General features: G+C 26.3%; 17 protein-coding genes. 3 read left to right on the top strand and 14 right to left on the bottom strand.

The window, feature by feature from the left end:
- Positions 1-56: 56 nt before the first annotated feature.
- The 6 genes from KGF45_RS03910 to KGF45_RS03935 form a co-directional block, all read right to left on the bottom strand.
- Positions 57-992, bottom strand: coding sequence for a sugar-binding domain-containing protein (locus KGF45_RS03910; protein WP_227841882.1), 936 nt, complete (start codon positions 990-992; stop codon positions 57-59).
- Between the two features lie 116 nt (positions 993-1,108).
- A complete protein-coding gene (locus KGF45_RS03915; protein WP_227827436.1) occupies positions 1,109-1,420 on the bottom strand; it encodes a hypothetical protein in 312 nt (103 codons plus the stop codon).
- 49 nt (positions 1,421-1,469) lie between these two features.
- The gene (lsrF, locus tag KGF45_RS03920; protein WP_227827435.1) at positions 1,470-2,354 is read right to left on the bottom strand and encodes a 3-hydroxy-5-phosphonooxypentane-2,4-dione thiolase; all 885 of its coding nucleotides are present in this window, start codon (positions 2,352-2,354) and stop codon (positions 1,470-1,472) included.
- Between the two features lie 23 nt (positions 2,355-2,377).
- Positions 2,378-3,379, bottom strand: a complete 1,002-nt coding sequence (locus tag KGF45_RS03925) for a dihydroxyacetone kinase subunit DhaK (RefSeq protein WP_227827434.1) — start codon at positions 3,377-3,379, stop codon at positions 2,378-2,380.
- Positions 3,380-3,434: 55 nt separating this feature from the next.
- Complete coding sequence (gene dhaL / locus KGF45_RS03930; RefSeq protein WP_227827433.1) at positions 3,435-4,055, bottom strand: dihydroxyacetone kinase subunit DhaL; 621 nt, start codon at positions 4,053-4,055, stop codon at positions 3,435-3,437.
- 116 nt (positions 4,056-4,171) lie between these two features.
- Positions 4,172-5,011, bottom strand: coding sequence for a YihY/virulence factor BrkB family protein (locus tag KGF45_RS03935; RefSeq protein ID WP_227827432.1), 840 nt, complete (start codon positions 5,009-5,011; stop codon positions 4,172-4,174).
- Positions 5,012-5,643: 632 nt separating this feature from the next.
- Here KGF45_RS03935 and KGF45_RS03940 point away from each other — a divergent pair.
- Positions 5,644-5,838: a DNA-directed RNA polymerase gene (locus KGF45_RS03940; protein WP_227827431.1), complete on the top strand. Its 195-nt coding sequence runs from the start codon at positions 5,644-5,646 to the stop codon at positions 5,836-5,838.
- A 135-nt stretch (positions 5,839-5,973) separates the two neighbouring features.
- Here KGF45_RS03940 and KGF45_RS03945 read toward each other — a convergent pair whose 3' ends face one another.
- Complete coding sequence (locus tag KGF45_RS03945; RefSeq protein ID WP_227841883.1) at positions 5,974-6,402, bottom strand: HTH domain-containing protein; 429 nt, start codon at positions 6,400-6,402, stop codon at positions 5,974-5,976.
- 255 nt (positions 6,403-6,657) lie between these two features.
- Here KGF45_RS03945 and KGF45_RS03950 point away from each other — a divergent pair, with 255 nt between their 5' ends.
- Together KGF45_RS03950 and KGF45_RS03955 are read left to right on the top strand one after the other, a co-directional pair.
- Positions 6,658-6,858 (top strand): hypothetical protein, encoded by a 201-nt coding sequence (locus KGF45_RS03950; RefSeq protein WP_227841884.1) that lies wholly within the window; start codon positions 6,658-6,660, stop codon positions 6,856-6,858.
- A gap of 71 nt (positions 6,859-6,929) precedes the next feature.
- Positions 6,930-7,904 carry a type II CAAX endopeptidase family protein gene (locus tag KGF45_RS03955; RefSeq protein WP_227841885.1) on the top strand — a complete coding sequence of 325 codons (975 nt, stop codon included), beginning with the start codon at positions 6,930-6,932 and terminating at the stop codon, positions 7,902-7,904.
- A 279-nt stretch (positions 7,905-8,183) separates the two neighbouring features.
- Here the strand turns inward: KGF45_RS03955 and KGF45_RS03960 are convergent, their stop codons facing one another.
- The 7 genes from KGF45_RS03960 to KGF45_RS03990 form a co-directional block, all read right to left on the bottom strand.
- Positions 8,184-9,881, bottom strand: coding sequence for a phospho-sugar mutase (locus tag KGF45_RS03960; RefSeq protein ID WP_227827427.1), 1,698 nt, complete (start codon positions 9,879-9,881; stop codon positions 8,184-8,186).
- Positions 9,882-9,943: 62 nt separating this feature from the next.
- Positions 9,944-10,534 (bottom strand): SGNH/GDSL hydrolase family protein, encoded by a 591-nt coding sequence (locus tag KGF45_RS03965; protein ID WP_227827426.1) that lies wholly within the window; start codon positions 10,532-10,534, stop codon positions 9,944-9,946.
- A 111-nt stretch (positions 10,535-10,645) separates the two neighbouring features.
- Positions 10,646-11,443 (bottom strand): 3D domain-containing protein, encoded by a 798-nt coding sequence (locus tag KGF45_RS03970; RefSeq protein ID WP_227827425.1) that lies wholly within the window; start codon positions 11,441-11,443, stop codon positions 10,646-10,648.
- Positions 11,444-11,747: 304 nt separating this feature from the next.
- Positions 11,748-12,959, bottom strand: coding sequence for a helix-turn-helix transcriptional regulator (locus tag KGF45_RS03975; protein WP_227841886.1), 1,212 nt, complete (start codon positions 12,957-12,959; stop codon positions 11,748-11,750).
- 225 nt (positions 12,960-13,184) lie between these two features.
- The gene (locus KGF45_RS03980) at positions 13,185-15,263 is read right to left on the bottom strand and encodes an FtsX-like permease family protein (protein ID WP_227827423.1); all 2,079 of its coding nucleotides are present in this window, start codon (positions 15,261-15,263) and stop codon (positions 13,185-13,187) included.
- Positions 15,253-16,020 (bottom strand): ABC transporter ATP-binding protein, encoded by a 768-nt coding sequence (locus KGF45_RS03985; protein ID WP_227827422.1) that lies wholly within the window; start codon positions 16,018-16,020, stop codon positions 15,253-15,255. The genes KGF45_RS03980 and KGF45_RS03985 overlap by 11 nt, the downstream gene beginning before the upstream one ends.
- Before the next feature lie 306 nt (positions 16,021-16,326).
- Positions 16,327-17,262 carry an alpha/beta hydrolase gene (locus KGF45_RS03990; RefSeq protein ID WP_227827421.1) on the bottom strand — a complete coding sequence of 312 codons (936 nt, stop codon included), beginning with the start codon at positions 17,260-17,262 and terminating at the stop codon, positions 16,327-16,329.
- Positions 17,263-17,445: the final 183 nt, after the last annotated feature.

The raw sequence follows: 17,445 nt of genomic DNA on the forward strand, positions 1-17,445 counted from the left end.
ATTATAACATATTTTATAACAAATATTTGTGAATAAATTTAATTTTATGTAATTTATTATTTGTTTATAATTATTTGTGTCGCTTTTTTTTCATCAGTAATGATATGTGTTATGTATCCAGTCTTCAATGCACCTGTTATTGAATCTATACTAGAATCTGAACATATAGCTATTACTTTTTTTGCCTTTTTTAATTTTTCAAGAGGTATTTGTATGACATAATCACTATCACTTTTAATTATTTCTCCATCTTTATTAAAATAATAAGATAAAAAGGAACCTATTGCTTTCTCTTTTGTAAGCTTCTTTCCAAATCTAATCGCAGTAGCTTGGTCTGGAACCTGAGGATAATTATCAACAGATAAAATTATTGTATCTATATTATCCCATTTTTTCTCCATACTTTGATAATTTTCAGTTTTCAAATAGATATTTCGTTCTTCACTACTAGTTGGAAATGCAGGCGCATATAAAAATACAGGACTAAATCCTGTACTATTTGAAAATACAGATATTAATTCATTAGGGTGATATCCTTTGTTTGGTATGTTAGCCATTCCAACCAATGGATATACTTCTCCTTTAAAAGTACAAGTATCCTCACTCTTTTGTATTTCTTCTATTATATTACCTATAGTATATCCCCATCCTATACCGACATTACTAACCTTAGGTAATTCTTCTTTTATATATTTTATTCCATGACTTAGTATAGTTTGTTGAGTTATATATTCGGTTTTAGCTTCTGGTACTATTAGTCCACCCCTAATGTTAAATATCTCTTTCACCTGATTCATCAGCAAATCATTACTAGAAAATAGTTCCCTAATCTCTATCTTTACTATTCCAATTTCTTTTGCTTTATTTAACATTTTACTTATTAATGGTCTTGACACGCCTAAAACTTTTGCAATCTCTGCTTGAGTTTTATTATCTTCATAATACATTTTTGATACTTCTACTAATTTCAACATTTCGTTTTCAATAGTCATATTTTCATCCTTTCAAAGCTGATTTTAAGATAAAATTATCTCATTAGATAAAATTTGTCAAGTTGTATAAAAAATTTAAAAAGCCCAGAAAAATTCTGGACTTTTTAGCTTAAATATTAACATTCTTGCATTAATTCAATTATAAAACCACCATTAATTATAAACGCACATTTTAAGTTATCTCCTACTTTAAAAGGTTCTAAAATTACTTCATTCTCATTTAGATATTTGTCCATGTTTTTTACTTTATAGGCAACATGAGGATTTTTTTGCATTATTTCTGGAAGTGGGCTTCCCTCAACAAATCTTAAATATTCATATTTGAAATCTGTGTATTTGGGGTCTGTTATATACACCTTCAATTCTTCATTAAACTCTTCATTCTCTTGTGGCTTATCTGTTATCACACCTATATGTACAAATTCCATAAATTCCCCTCCAATTATATTGAAACCTATATATTAAACTTGATTTATACTACTTATATTCTTCTTTTAATTCTTCAAATAACTTGTATGCTTGTTCTGGAGTATTATTTTCATGAACTACAGCCTTTATTGCCTTTATCATAGCTTTTGGGTTTTCTGATTGGAATACATTTCTTCCCATATCAACTCCTGCTGCTCCTTCATTTATAGCTCTATAAGCCATTTCTAACGCTTCTTTTTCTGGAACTTTTTTCCCTCCTGCTATGACTATTGGCACTGGACAAGCAGATGTTATTTTCTCAAAATCCTCACAATAATAAGTCTTTACTATACTTGCTCCAAATTCAGCTAACATCCTAGTGGCTAATAGAAAATATTTCGCAGTTCTTTCCATCTCCTTACCTACTGCAACGACACCCAAAACTGGTATTGAATATCTATTTCCCATATCTATTGTTTTGACTAAATTTTCTATAGCCTTACATTCACCTTCAGCCCCCATAAATGTCTGTATAGCTAAGCATGATGCATTCATTCTTATCGCATCTTCTATATCAACTCCTATAACTTCCCTACTCATATCCTCTCTAAGTACGGAGCTCCCAGCTGAACATCTAAGTGCTATAGCTTTATCTTGAGTGGGATTTATACACGTTCTTAAAGCCCCTCTTGTAGCCATAAGACAATCTGCATCTTCTATAAGGTCAGGGATTGAAAGGTCTAATCTTTCCAATCCTTGAGTAGGACCCATTATATATCCATGGTCAAAAGCTAGCATCAATGATTTTCCTGTTTTAGGATTAAATATCTTTGATAATCTATTTTTCATTCCCCAATCTACATTGTCCATTCCTTTTAAATAAAAACTCTGTTGAAGTGGTTTTATCCCTATTCCATAATCTTTTGGTAATATTATTCCATCTTTATCTGCCATTTTTTATCTCCCTTTAATTTAGTCTAATTTTTTTTAAAGTAAGGTGTATTGCATGGTGAATTGAAATATCTCAATAATTCATCATCCATTCTAGCTATAAATAGTTGGAATCCAGCTGTTTCTTGAGTAGTCAAAAGTTCTCCAACACAATTTGAAACTATTTCTATATTTTTTTCTTGTAATATTTTATGACACTTTCTATAAACTATTAACATTTCCATTAAAGTAGTAGCTCCTGAACCATTAACTACTAACATTACTTTTTCACCATCTTTGATATCCAAATCCTTTATTAAAGCCTGTGTCATTATTTCAGCAGTTTCATCAGCAGACTTCATTTCCATACGTCCACCTCCACCTTCTCCATGTTGCCCCATTCCTATTTCCATTTCATTTTCTCCAAGTTCAGAAATTACCATACCTGTAGATGGATGAGTTGCTCCTTTACATGCAACAGCTATAGTTGCCATATTATCAGCAAATTTTTGTGCTATTTCTGCAACTTCATCTAAAGATTTTCCTTCTTTAGCAGCCCCTGCAGCTATTTTATATAAAGGTATACATCCGACCAATCCTCTTCTATCATCACTATTTTCTCTTGGTGCATTTGCTATATCTTCTTGAGTAACAACTTTTCTAACATTTAATCCTTCTTTTTTAACTTGTTTCATAACAAGGTTTCCTGTCAACATATCTCCAGCATGATTAAGAACTACAAATAATACACCTTTCCCTTTGTCTGCCATCTTTATAGCCTCTAAACAAGAATTTGGTCCTGGAGCGGCAAATACATCTCCGACTACAGCTATATCAACCATTCCATCCCCAACAAATCCACTTAAAGCTGGTTCATGACCTGCTCCTCCTAAAGTAACTATTGTTACTCTGTCTTCTTCTTCCAACTTTTTGTTTATTACTAAATTTGAATCTGTAACTCTTAGTAAATCCGAATTTGAAAGTTCTAAACCTTCTAAAACTTCTCTAGCTAAATCTTCTGGTTGGTTAATAAATTTTTTCATTGACATGATAAATTCCCCCTATTAAATTTGTTATATTGATTAATTGCTTTGTTAATCTTTTTTATAATGCACTATATAAACCTTTAAACATTAATGATATAGAAACAGCACCTGGGTCCATATGCCCTAAACTTCTTTCTCCTATACTTTTTGCTCGTCCAAATTTTGCTATGTAAGTTTTAGTGTTTTCTGCGCCTTCTACTGCTTTCTCATAACTCACTTTAAAAACATCTTTTATGTTGTCACTTTCAGTATTATACATAGCATCTATTGCTGGGTATAATGCATCTACTAGTGTTTTTTGACCTACTTTAGCAGTAGAAATAAGAGATAAATTTTCTCTTGCTTCAATAAACATCTCTTTTACTTCTTCTATTTTAAGTTCTTTTTTATCTTCTATCCCTTCAGCCATTCCCTCAAATATAGTTCCCCATAAAGGACCTGCTGATCCCCCATTTACATTCATACATAAAGTACTCAAATCTTCATTAATTGATTTTATACTATCATCATCATGTTCTTCTAAAGCTCTTTTTCTCATACAATCCGCTATTCTATCTATAGTAACTCCATGGTCACCATCTCCAACTATACCATCTAGTTCACATAAATATATCTTATTTTCTTTTAATATTTCTGCTGCACTTATTAGCATTTTTCTCCATGTAGCTGTTGACAACATTGAATCATCTCCTTAGCAATATCTTAACTCAATATTATCATATGTAATAACAAATGTAAATTATTTTTAGAAAACGTTTTTACAAAATTTACATTTGCAATATTAAATACCAATTTTTATTTTAATATTTCATTTCTTATCTTTCTAAAATACAATCTTGAATTTAATTCATAGCCTACAACAATAACCCAACTACTAAAATATATCCATGTCATAAGTACAATTATTTCAGCTATACTTCCATATATTACTTCATAGTTAGCATAATAATTTGTATAATAAGAATAGAAAAATGATACTACAAACCAAGCAAATGTAGCAAAAATAGCACCTGGAGCAGATTCTTTCATAGTCAAACTCTTATTAGGTGTATACTTATATAAAAATGTAAATATTACTATTATTGTTGCAATACCTACAGTGTATCTTAGAATATCCCATATTTTTATGAATATCTCATCTAATCCTATAAAGTTAAAAATAAAGTAACCTATCTTCTCTCCATAAACCAAAAATATCATAGATAAAAAAATCAATACCAAAAGCATAATTGTAAATAAAAATGATATAGATAAAATTTTAAAAAAAGACCTAGTTTCTTTAACCTTATAAGCTCTATTCATTCCTTTAATAAGTGCTTTTACTGCTCTTGAAGATGTCCACATAGTAAGTACAAAACTGACAGCTAAAAAATTTAAACTTCTATTGTCTATTGCAGAAACTATAATTGAAGATAATACATCAAAAGCACTCTCTGGCATCATATTTCTAAATAAGGCTATATATTTATTTAAATGAAGAACTGGTATATATGCTATAGAACTTATTGTAAATATCAAAAAAGGAAATATAGACAACATTAAGAAAAAAGATACTTCTGCTGATTTTGAACTTAATTCACTGTAATTAGATTTTGCAACTATATACTCAATTAATTTTTTATCTATCCCAAACATAAATATCCCCTTTTCTCTAATATTAATTTCATTATACAATATTAATTATACTCAGATTCATGCCATAATATAATTATTTAAACAAAAATAACATAAATAAAAACTGAAAATAATAATTCTACTAACATTTTAATTTTCTAGGCAACGAAAGTAAAATTATAATCTTGAATTAAATAGATATTATTAGGTTATAATTATGATTATATACAAGCTTCTAGTGGTATTAATTTAAAAAGATGAAATTAGAGATGTATTTTCTAATTGAATTGACAACATAAAAGAGTTTTTAGCAACAACAAATAAAAATATTAAACAAACTAGTATTATCAGGGTGACTTTTAATTTTATTATCTTTTCTTCTTAAACAATTATTGATTATGTAAAATTATATCAAATCAATATTAATCTTATGTTTATAATTTAAGAAATATATAATAAATGTTAAATATTTATGGTTATAATGTTTATCTTTCGAATAAAATACATTATAATTAAAAGTAAAGTTACAAATTTGCTATAATTTTAACAAATTAATTTTCAGAATTATACAAATTTTACATTAATTGTTAATACAAAATCTATTTAAATAATATTTTTATACTCAAAAATAAATAAAGTGGAGGTCTTAAAATATGAGTAACTTTATAGTATGTAGTTATTGTGGAGAAAAGATGGATAAGTCTAAAAATAAGTATATAACTTACTCTGAAAAAGATAGTTGTAATGAAATAAATATTTGTACTAATTGTGCTTTAGATTTGTTTGAAAAAACTAATGAAAAATCAAAGATTAAATATGCAAAAGCTTTAACAAAACAAATAGGATAAAAACACAATATAAATTGGATAAATAAGAAAAGCACCTTTTAATTATAGGTGCTTTTTCTATGTATAGATAACCTATGTATAGATAACATCATAAGATATTTAGGTAGATTAATACAGATATTTATACTTATCTCTTTATATTTCCGTATTTTTAAATATTAAACTCAGATTCATAGCAGTAGCACATATACTATATTTTACTTCTGTTGGCAAGTAATCTACTCCATTCATAAAATCTACAACATATTGTTCTTCAACATGTGCAACTTTAGCTATAAATTCAACATTAAGTTCATATGTATCGATTAGTAAACTTAAAATACCTCTAATCCTAGAATCTGAATCAACATCTATAGTATATTCGAGTTGCAAAACAAAATTTATCCATTTTACCCATAAATCTAAATCTGCTGTAAATTCTTTTTCATATTTTTTATAATTTCTTAATTTTTCTGATTCTATTTTAATCAAATTTGATAAAATATTTTCATTTATGTAATATTCATCAATTAATTTATTAAGTAAAGGCTCTATGTAATTACTATCTATCTTTTTTACTTCCATATAAATTAAACTCCTATAAATAAAATTATTAAATGTATTTTTATTGTATCACACTTATATAGTTTTAAGTATAATAAAGCAATTCTAAAACCTTGAAATATAAACTTTTTTATTTCTTTATTTTTCATTGTAATATTTTAGTAACTCTTTATTCTTATTCTCTTGCTATACTTTGATTAAGAAAGTTAAATATAATTTACTGATTATTTTATGAAAAACATTTTGAAATATTAATATTTACGAGGAGGAAATACAATGAATAAAAGAGCAAAACAAGCATTTCTTCAAACAATCCCAAACTTAATAATTGTATTATTAGCAGTCATATTTACATTTTATACTAATACATTTGACCTTGATTTAAAAGTATTACTTTTATTACCTATAGTATATATTGCTTTATTTTTATATTATTATACAAAACTAAGAGAGATTAATAGTAGGTCTGAAAAATAAATCTATTTTTAAAACAAATGTCTTTAAAGTTTACATACTAAAAAAATATACTGTAAAGGAGGTTACTTTTATTGAATTCACAAGAAAAATTTATAAACTTATTAAATCCAATATATATTGAAAATGAAGTAAAAAGAAAGAAAATCCAAATTATAATATTTTTTTCTATAACTTTTGGACTTACTTATTTACTAGGTTTACTATTGTATTTTATGAAGTTTATTAAACCAGAAAATTTTGCATCATTCATGATGATTTTACCATTATCCTCAGTTGCCATTGCAAAATTTTACACTGAAGGGAAAACTAACGATAAGTATAAGTTTTATTCACTAATAATACTGTTTTTTCTTGCTTATTTTTTGTTATTTATTATTGAATCATTAAATTTAATAAATAATGATAAGTTAGAAATAATGAATCTTATATTAACTTTTTTAAGTAGTTTATGTGTTATTATTTATTCTTTTAAATCAAAAGATTTATATCTTCTAAAAAATTTTAAAATAAGTGCTTTATTAATTATTTACTTTATATTTTCTCAAATCATATTTGGATTGATGATAAGTAAAAACCAACTTAACTATAATGGAATTTTATATTATATGCTTACTCCCTTAACATCATTAATATCTATTTATCATTTTTTATGTGAAGAATATGGTTGGAGATATTATCTACAAAATCTCTTTTTTGATAAATTTTCTAAAAAAACAGGTGTCATAATGGTAGGTATTTGTTGGAGTTTATGGCATTTACCGCTACAATTTACATTATATAGCCCAGAAGCTCCAATAATTGGAAGTACAGTGCATTTGATATATGGAATTGGACTTTCTATATTTTTAGGTTATGTTTACATGAAAACTAAAAATATATGGGTTTGTTCTATAATTCATGTTTTAGTTAATAGCTTATCTCTTATAGTTCTTGACAGCGACGCTGAAACAATTTCTAGCTATTATAATATTGTAGAACGCCTAATATTTATATCTTTATTTTATATCCCGTTTCTGTTTACAAAAGAGTACAAACAAAATATATAAAAATTAATATCAATATATCTTATGACAATAATCTCATATTATTTAATTATCAAAAATATACAGTTGTATAGAATTTAATAAATCATTCATTACAAATATAACAAAAAAATATCAAAACAAATAATTAAAATAATAATTTTCGTAAAATACTTTTTAAATAAAAAACTGACTGTCAATTAAATGTCAGTCAGTTTTTTATAATGCTTTTATTTAAATACAAATAAAATTGCATCTTTTAATACTTATTTATTATTATTCTATGTAGCAATTTAGTCTGTTTTATTTTAATTTTGATACCATAATATCTATATATTCTTTTAAACCTCTAAGCTTTTCATCTGCTTCAACATCACTAGTTCCTTTTACAGCTATATAAAATTTCAGCTTTGGTTCTGTTCCTGATGGTCTTATAGCTACCCAAGACTCATCTTCCAAGAAATATTTTAAAACATCAGACTTAGGAAGATTATCTACACCATTTTTATAGTCTTTTTTATCAATTACCTTTATATTATTTATACAATCAATTTGATTTTCTCTAAAATAAGATATTATCTCTTTTATTTTTTCCACACCTTCTATACCTTTTAAAGTTAAAGATATAGTCTGTTCTTTAAAGAATCCATATTTCTTATACAGTTCTATTAAGCCTTCATATAAGCTCATACCTTTTGAATAGTAAAATGCTGCCATTTCAGATATTAATAATGATGAAACAACACCGTCTTTATCTCTTGCATGAGTTCCAACTAAATAACCATAACTTTCTTCATATCCAAATACATAATTTCTATCTTTATTTTCTTCAAATAATTTTATTTTTTCACCAATAAATTTAAAACCTGTAAGAACATTTAGTACATCAACATTATTTTCTTTTGCTATATCTGCTCCAAATTCTGATGTAACTATAGTTTTTATCATTGTAGGATTTTCTTTTAATTTGTTATTTTCTTTTAAGCCTTCTATTATATAGTGTGTCAACATTCCACCAATTTGATTTCCTGTAAGTAATACATATTCACCTGTAGTAGTTCTTACAGCTACACCTACTCTATCACAATCTGGGTCAGTTGCTATTACAAGGTCTGCTCCTTTTTCTTTTGCAAGTAATATTCCTCTATTTAAAGCTTTTTTTTCTTCTGGATTTGGGTAATCAAGCCCTGCAAAATTTGGGTCTGGATTTTCTTCTTCTGGAACCACTAATATGTTTTCAAATCCTACTTCTTTTAATGCTCTTCTTATTGGAATATTGCCAGTTCCACAAAGAGGTGTATAAACTATTTTAAAATTTTTACCTACGCTTTTTACTAAATCTTTTCTTATAACTTGACTTTTTACAGCTTCTATAAATTCAGTATCCTGTGTTTCGTCCAATAAGACTACTAAATTTTTATTAGCTTCACTTAAAGTTGGTATCATACTATAATCATGTATGCTATTTACTTTTTCTGTTATTGCATTTGCAATATCTGGCATAACTTGTGCCCCATCTTCCCAGTATACTTTGTATCCATTGTATTCAGGTGGATTATGGCTAGCTGTTATAACTATCCCTGCTATTGCATTTAGATTTCTAACAGCAAAAGACAATTCTGGAGTAGTTCTTAAACTATCAAATATATATGCCTTTATACCACACGCTGCTAATGTATTTGCAGATTCTATACAAAATTCTCTAGATTTATGTCTATTATCATGAGCTATTACTACACCCCTATTTTTTTCTTCCTCTGTAGTATTTTCTAGTATATAGTTTGCCAATCCAAAAGTAGCTCTTCTAACTGTGTACTTGTTGATTCTATTAGTCCCTGCTTCAATTACACCTCTAAGACCAGCAGTTCCAAATTCTAAATCCTTATAAAATCTATCTTCTATCTCTTTTTCATTATCTTTTATTTTATCTAATTCTAGTTTTGTATCTTCATCAAAATATGAACTCTTTACCCATTCTTCATAAGTTTTAGTATAATCCATAATAAAATCCTCCCTATTTTATCCATTTATTATAATTGCATAGATAAATCTTTTTTATACAATTATGACTCTTCTATATACTTATTAATTGACTTAATAAAAATATTTGCAATCATTCTATGACCTTCCTTAGTTGGATGTAATCCATCAAAATATAATTTTTTATATCCTTCCTTTTCCATACTTTTATTATATTCAGAATAAAAATCTACAAAATCAGTATTAAATGTCACACTAAATTTTTTTATCCAATAATTGTATGACTCTAACTTTTTTGATACTGTATTAAAATCCGTAAAGCTACTCCAGTCTTCCCTAACATTTGGAATATCTGGTTTAAGTGGTATACCTATTATTGGTATAATATTTTTAGCATATGCTTGATGTACCATAGCCATTATATTAGAATTAATAACTTCATTTCCTGCTCCAGCAATAAAATCATTAGTACCACCCATTATAAAAACTATATCGGGAGAATTCTGTAAAACATCTTCATTAAATCTAACTAACATACCACTTGTTGTATCACCATTTATACCCTTATTTATTATTTCTAATCTAGTCTCTTGACTCACAATGTTTGTCCATGAATTACTTCGTGATACACCAAATCCATATGTTAAACTGTCTCCTAAGCAGACTATTTTCATCTTATCCCCCCCTTAGCTATATTTTTTCTGTTTCAAGAATAATCTAACAGTTTAATTAATTCATATTTTATACTTTTTTTCCTTCTAAGTAAAGTTATTATATTCACTAAATTAATATACATATATATCTAAACTCTGTCTTCCCCAATTAGATGCTTTTCCTTCACTATTCATAAATATATCTATTCTGTTACCTTTAATTGCACCTCCACAGTCTTCTGCAACAAATGTCATGCCTAATCTAGGTATATATACTTTTGTTCCATATGGTATTATATTTGGGTCAACTGCAATTACTCCCCATCTTGGCGTTGTACCAGTAGATGTTATAGTATCTCCTGCATATGCAGTAGCAACCACTCTCATATGTTTTCTTCCTCTTGTATTTGCTCCTCTTGATGCAATTAAGACTTTTTCTTTAGTTCCATTTTTTATAATTTTTGCAGTTGGTTCTTTAGAAATTACTTCTTTTGATAAGACTTTTTTGACTAGCTCCCCATCATGGTAAGTTAAATTATAGACTAGTTTTTTCTCTCCTTCTATTCCCTCCTGATAGACTTTAGATTTTCCTTTTACTAAATTGCTATCATTCACATGTTTTGTGTCAAATGGTATTTTTTCAAATTCTTCTTTTTGATTTTTAGTTACTTTAACAACCTTAATTTTCATATTATCCTTTAATTCTGTATTCAAACTTGGATTAATTTTATCTTCAGAATTGTATTTCACTCCCTGTTCATCCAAAAGTTCTTCAACTGTCTTTTTAAATGAAGATACTTTTTGTTCTTGGCCTTTAACAGTTAGACTTATCTCTTCTTTATTTAATATAGAATATATGCTTACTAAACTCATTAAAATTGATACACTTAATAAAGATGATATTATTATTTTCTTTTCTCTTTTTTCCATAATATTTCCCCTTTCATGTTCAAATTTTAAATTAACTTATTTATTACAGTTTTAATCCTATATTATATATGTATATTATAACTTTCTAAATTTATGTAACTTTTTTGTAACTTCTAAATTTATTTTATTCATAATTTTTTTATATTCTACGGTTAATGACTTATTTCATACAAATTAAATTTCTATGTTTGATAACTTATTTTATAAAATAAAAAGCTAGAAATAAGATATTTACTTTATTAAGTATCCTACTTTCTAGCTTTTTATTTACTAAGTTTAGGTTGTCACACTAAATATTTATTCATTATTTATCTTTTAACATTTTCTCCAATTCTGAAACCCTTTCAATTATAGATTCAAAAATTGGTTCTTCTCTTAATTCATTAAAACTATTATCATTAAACATGATGAGTAAATTAGTATATACATTAAAAGTATATGAATTTTTAGATTTTACTTTATCAAAAAACGTCATTTGACTTGTATCTGAACTTTCATGTAGAGGATATTTTTCTAATATTTCTTTTAGACCATATAAAGCTTCTTTAGCTTCTTCTTTCATATTAAAAAATAAGAGATTTAAAGATAGCTCTATGTAGTCCATGTATATTCCAAAAAAAGCTCCCCTATTTTCACTAAATTTCTTCTTTATTTCTAAAGATACATTTGCATATCCTAATGACTTATTTTTTATATATTCCATTTCTTTATCTGCTGTTTTTTTGTCATAACTTCCATCATCTAACTCTTTTTTTAATTCTTTATATTTATTTTTACATACATTAATTAATCCTTTACAATCCAGAGTTGTATTAAATACATCGCTAAATAATTTATTTTGAAGTAATGTTTCTGCTTCATCTAGTCTATTTTGACTTAAATATATCATAGCTAAATTAACACTTGTGTCTCCTATTGGTTTATGTATCATATTTAAATATAACTCTGCCTTTTCATAATCATCTAACATATAATATGCATTTGATAAAATAATAAGTGCTGTTTCTTTAATCTGAATATCATCTGTATTTCTCACTATATCTTCAAGAATATTTGTTGTTTCTTTAATTTTACTATTGAATTTATCTTTACCAAATTTATATGAGTACATTTGATATAGCGAACTTATTTTTAACTTTAACAGATAACTTTGAGGATATTTCTCCATATACATATTAGCAAGTCTTTCTACAGATTCTAAATCTTCTTTAAATTCTTCTAGCGGTTCTTCTGTTGATAAATCAATTTCTACTTTAGCAAGAATTGCTTCTAGTTCTTTATAAACTTTCATTGCTTCTTCTTCACTTAAATCTACTTTATAGTTTAAAAGTTTGTCAACAGATACATTAAAAAAATCTGCTAATACTGGCAATAATTCTATATCTGGATAAGAATTTCCACTTTCCCATTTAGATACTGCTGGTGTTGACACTCCTATAAACTTTGCTAATTGTTCTTGTGTTAAACTTTTTTCTTTTCTCAGTGTTTGTATGACTTCACCTATTTTAATTCGCATATATACCTCCTTAATGTATATCTCTTAATTTAAGTATATTAAAAAAGCATTTATTAGTAAATTGAGGTAAAGTTAACAAAAGACTTATAATTTAACTATTGGTTAAATTATAAGTCAAAATCTTATCTTGCTAACCTAAAGTAGGTAAATCTATTAATTAAGTTTGTATAATCATAGCTTAATTAATAGATTTCCTTAGGTAGTCTATTCAAAAACTTAATTTATTTACATGCTTTCATTTATTATATTTAAACTTTCAAAGAAACTTGAGATAAAATAGATTCCATATATGATTAGGACAATACTCATTGTTAATAACATATTTGTGATAATTCCCATTCCTGTCATAATTGGTACTACGATAAATAACACTTTTGATATAAATAGAGCATTTATAATAGCTAACACTAAAGGAGTTGCAAATAATATAAATACTTGTGCAAATATAGCTTTTTTCATATCTTTTTTATTTACACCAAGCTTTCTTAATAATTTAAATCTTTCTTTATTGACTGTTGATTCCATAAGTTGTTGTAGTGCTAATATTGCACCTGCTGATACTAGAAGTATAACACCTATATATATTGCTACAAAGGAAAATGCAGTATTTAAAGCTTTTTTTTCTCCATCTATAACTGATTTATAGTCAATACTATAGTCATCAGAATTATTAACTTTACTTTGGAATTTATAGTATGCTTCCATAAATTTATTTTCTAGACTATTACTTTTTTCTTTATAATTAATATTTAATGTAACCATAGTAGGATTTAAGTTTTTTACTACAATATCAGGCACAATTAAAGTACCATTATCTAATGGAACTACATTTGTATTATAAGAATTAGTATATAGATTTGTCTGGTTTAAATTAAGCTTTACTCCATTTACTGTAATATATTTTGATTGACTATTAATATATTTTTCATAAAATGCTCTGTAGTCTTCTACAGCACAGCTTATTGCAAATTCATTTTTATTTAATTTTATTTCTTCTAATCCACTTTGTTTTCTGGTAGCATTATAATCACTAAGTGAAACAATAGCAAGTTTATTATTTTTCAATTCAGTTGTTTTTTCACTCTCATCAATTGCAAAATCATACTGACTTATATCTTTTAAAGAGTATATCCTTAAATCACTTGTACTAGATGAAAATGAAGATAAAGGTAATTTATTTGTTATTAAAGTATCTTTAAGTGAAGGTATTTCACTGTTTATATTACTTTTTTCTGTACTGTATTCAACAATATTATCTCCATCCATAAAAAGTCTAGATAATGTTACATCATAAGGAGTTGCTTCTTGTAAATCAGTTATTAAGTATTTACCAAATGATATACCAAAAGGTATCACTATCATAGAAGAAAATAATAGCAAACAAATTACAGTGATAGACATACTCATTGTCTTAATACGACTACTTATTTGACTTATTACAAATGGATTTAAATTTTTATAATATACACGTCTATGCTTCTTTATTTTTATCATTATAAAATCAGATACTGACATAAAAAAGAAATAAGTACCTACTAACATAAGAATTATACATATCCCTAATATAAATGTAGATGGTTTTACTTTTAATGGTAATATATATGATGTCACAATTAACACAATAGACAAAAAGAATAATATTAAGTTAGATTTTTTCCCTTTAGCAATAGAAACCTCATTCTTTTTATTTGCATTTAATAGGTCTATTAACTTATATTTGTTTATTGTTTTTTTATTAAATTTATTAACCAATAATAATACAATTCCAAAAAATACTACCGTTTTGACAGTTGTAAATATTGAGAAAGAAAATCCTGATGATGATACCCCTAACATTTTCAAAGCAACTATACTGAGTCCTTTTGAAATAAATACTCCAAACATGATGCCTGTTATTAAAGCAAATATACCTATTATCACTGTTTCCTTAAACATTAATTTATTTATATCTCTTTTATCCATTCCAAGAATCGTATATATACCAAACTCTTTTTTACGCTTTTTCATTAAGAAATTATTGGCATATACAATTAAAAAGCCAAATATCATACATACTACAATTGAAAAAACACCCACAATACCTCTAACTAATCCAATACTTGAACTCAGTAAAGCATTGCCACCAAGCATTGCTATATCATTGTCTAGAGAATTAAAAGTATATAAAATAGTAACTCCAAATGTAAGAGTTATAAAGTAAATCAGATAATTTTTCATACTCTTTTTTACATTATTTAGAGCTAATTTTTTAAATGCGCCACTTGATACTCTAGAGACATAGTCATTATTTTTATTAAAAAACATCTTTATCATCACCTCCAAGAAGTGATATTATTTTTATTATCCTATCAAAAAATTCTTGTCTTGTATTATTACCACGAACCAACTCATTGAATATCTTTCCATCTTTTATAAATAATATCCTTTTACAATAACTAGCTGTAAAAGCATCATGCGTAACCATTAATATTGTAGCTTTCAATTCTTCATTTAAAACTTCAAGATTCTCTAAAAACATTTTTGCTGACTTGGAATCCAAAGCACCTGTAGGCTCGTCCGCTAATATTAGTGATGGATTTGTTATTATAGCTCTTGCACATGCTATTCTTTGCTTTTGTCCACCAGACATTTCATATGGGTATTTATTAAGAATTTCATAAACCCCTAATCTATTTGCTATATCTTTTATTTTAGTATCTATTTTTTTTGGGTTAATTCCATTGATAGCCAAAGCCAAAGCTATATTATCATGTGCTGTAAGTGTATCTAATAAGTTAAAATCTTGAAATATAAACCCTAATTCTTCTCTACGAAATTTAGATAATTCATCTTCACCCATAGTAGTTATCTCTTGATTTCCTATATAAATACTACCTTCTGTTGCTTTATCTATGGTAGAAATACAATTCAGTAAAGTAGTCTTACCACTTCCAGAAGCTCCCATAATACCAATATACTCTCCACTTTCAACTTCAAAGCTAATGTTATCAAGAGCTTTTGTAGTATTCCCCCTACTTTTATAGTATTTTTTTATATTTTCTACACTTAATATTTTATTCATATCTACTACCTCCGTTAAACTCTGTTTTATTTCTTAAAAAAATTAAATATTTTTTATTCTTTTTATAGATTAACTTAATTTTCTTAAGAAAATATAGCTTTAAAACAAAAGATTTTCTTAAGATTTCGATATACTCATTACTTTAAAGTAAGAAAATAAAAGAGAGTATTTCATTTATGATAAAAAATCATTTTGAAATACTCTCTTTTTTGTTCTTTATATGCAAAAACTAGCTCATTCAAATAGCTATATAAAACTGAGTCTAATACTAATATTTTATTTATATATCATTCATATATTACTGCACTACAAAATTCCTATTTTTTCATTTAACCAACAAATAACATCTTCAAAAACTTCCTCTTTATTTATCTCATTCAATAATTCATGTCTTCCACCTTTATAGAGTTTACATGTTACATCTTTTACTCCTAGATTTATATATCTATCTCTAAGTCTCAAGACACCCTTACCATTTTTACCTATAGGGTCTTTATCTCCAGATATTATGTAAATAGGAATATCAAGTGGTATCTTTTTTAAGTTTTCTTTATCCTCTATTTCTTTTAATCCTTGTACTAAATCGTAAAAAAAGCCACAAGTACATACAACCCCACAAAATGGGTCATTTATATATTTTTCAACTTGTTCTTTATCTCTACTTAACCAATCAAATTTAGTATTTTTATTTCTTCTTATGCTTTCTCCTCCAAATATTAAATCATTTATTTTATTGCTTCGAGAATTTCTTCCATGCTTTTTAATCTCATGATTAATTATTAGGTGAGCAAAATTTAGAATGATACCTTGTTGTCCATTTGAACCACATAATATAAGACCAGATAAATTATCACTGTAATCCATTATGTATCTTTGGCTAGCAAATGACCCCATACTATGTCCAAACAAATAAATTGGCAAATCTTTATTTTCCTTTTTTATAATACTTGTTAAAGTATTCATATCTTCTACAAGACATCTAAAACCTTCTTCTTCAGCTAGATGCCCAACATTCTCTACTGTCTTTGCAGTTTTTCCATGTCCTCTATGGTCATTTATATACACTATATATCCATTTTTAGTAAGCTCTTTAGCAAAAACTTCATACCTTTGTGCAGTTTCTGCCATTCCATGGGCAATTTGTACAATTGCCTTTGGGTCTTCTATACTTTCATCTTCCCATTTATATGTATATATATCTAAATCTTCTTTTCCTTTGAAAGTAAAATTTGTACACTTCATAATTACTCCTCCAGCCTGAATTTATTCAACATATTAACTTATATACTATATTACTACAATTTTCAAGTCAAAAATGTTCTATATAAGTTTCTTACTTATTAATTATTAGTATAAATTGCTATACAAGTGTTTCTCTAAATAACTATATAATAATTTAGTTATTGAATATTAATTATTTAGAAA

Origin of the sequence: Clostridioides sp. ZZV14-6154, from assembly GCF_020657785.1 — a bacterium.
Classification (GTDB): Bacteria; Bacillota; Clostridia; order Peptostreptococcales; family Peptostreptococcaceae; genus Clostridioides.

What these genes read in the sequence shown, in the direction of transcription:
- KGF45_RS03910 (WP_227841882.1), bottom strand. Translation starts at nt 992, where the DNA reads ATGACTATTGAAAACGAAATGTTGAAATTAGTAGAAGTATCAAAAATG.
- KGF45_RS03915 (WP_227827436.1), bottom strand. Translation starts at nt 1,420, where the DNA reads ATGGAATTTGTACATATAGGTGTGATAACAGATAAGCCACAAGAGAAT.
- lsrF (WP_227827435.1), bottom strand. Translation starts at nt 2,354, where the DNA reads ATGGCAGATAAAGATGGAATAATATTACCAAAAGATTATGGAATAGGG.
- KGF45_RS03925 (WP_227827434.1), bottom strand. Translation starts at nt 3,379, where the DNA reads ATGTCAATGAAAAAATTTATTAACCAACCAGAAGATTTAGCTAGAGAA.
- dhaL (WP_227827433.1), bottom strand. Translation starts at nt 4,055, where the DNA reads ATGTTGTCAACAGCTACATGGAGAAAAATGCTAATAAGTGCAGCAGAA.
- KGF45_RS03935 (WP_227827432.1), bottom strand. Translation starts at nt 5,011, where the DNA reads ATGTTTGGGATAGATAAAAAATTAATTGAGTATATAGTTGCAAAATCT.
- KGF45_RS03940 (WP_227827431.1), top strand. Translation starts at nt 5,644, where the DNA reads ATGAGTAACTTTATAGTATGTAGTTATTGTGGAGAAAAGATGGATAAG.
- KGF45_RS03945 (WP_227841883.1), bottom strand. Translation starts at nt 6,402, where the DNA reads ATGGAAGTAAAAAAGATAGATAGTAATTACATAGAGCCTTTACTTAAT.
- KGF45_RS03950 (WP_227841884.1), top strand. Translation starts at nt 6,658, where the DNA reads ATGAATAAAAGAGCAAAACAAGCATTTCTTCAAACAATCCCAAACTTA.
- KGF45_RS03960 (WP_227827427.1), bottom strand. Translation starts at nt 9,881, where the DNA reads ATGGATTATACTAAAACTTATGAAGAATGGGTAAAGAGTTCATATTTT.
- KGF45_RS03965 (WP_227827426.1), bottom strand. Translation starts at nt 10,534, where the DNA reads ATGAAAATAGTCTGCTTAGGAGACAGTTTAACATATGGATTTGGTGTA.
- KGF45_RS03970 (WP_227827425.1), bottom strand. Translation starts at nt 11,443, where the DNA reads ATGGAAAAAAGAGAAAAGAAAATAATAATATCATCTTTATTAAGTGTA.
- KGF45_RS03975 (WP_227841886.1), bottom strand. Translation starts at nt 12,959, where the DNA reads ATGCGAATTAAAATAGGTGAAGTCATACAAACACTGAGAAAAGAAAAA.
- KGF45_RS03980 (WP_227827423.1), bottom strand. Translation starts at nt 15,263, where the DNA reads ATGTTTTTTAATAAAAATAATGACTATGTCTCTAGAGTATCAAGTGGC.
- KGF45_RS03985 (WP_227827422.1), bottom strand. Translation starts at nt 16,020, where the DNA reads ATGAATAAAATATTAAGTGTAGAAAATATAAAAAAATACTATAAAAGT.
- KGF45_RS03990 (WP_227827421.1), bottom strand. Translation starts at nt 17,262, where the DNA reads ATGAAGTGTACAAATTTTACTTTCAAAGGAAAAGAAGATTTAGATATA.